Below are 293 nucleotides of genomic sequence, written 5' to 3' on the forward strand. Positions count from 1 at the left end.
ATGGCAGAAGGATCATTCTTGCGGGGGGAGCAATCATTACATTATGATTTTTTAAATGATAATTGGCTGATTAAGGATAAGAAGAGTGCTGAAGCATTGCTCAAGAAACACTATTATGACTACTGTGAGCCAGGAGAACATAATTATATGTATTATGTCTACTCATATTTGGATGATATAGAAGTACAATTTGCAGGCGAGCGGAAATGGGATAAAATGCGAGTGCGTATCGAATGGATCAAAGATTTTTGGGACTGGTTAAAGGATGATTTGTCTCACAGATAAGTTTGAAT

The 293-nt window shown here is 36.5% G+C and carries 1 protein-coding gene; it reads left to right on the top strand.

Annotated elements, in window-relative coordinates:
* Positions 1–285, top strand: a 285-nt coding sequence (locus CSX02_RS13605) for a hypothetical protein (protein WP_099386556.1), incomplete at its 5' end; no start/stop codon positions are given.
* Positions 286–293: the final 8 nt, after the last annotated feature.

This window comes from Agathobacter ruminis (assembly GCF_002735305.1).
Classification (GTDB): domain Bacteria; phylum Bacillota; class Clostridia; order Lachnospirales; family Lachnospiraceae; genus Roseburia; species Roseburia ruminis.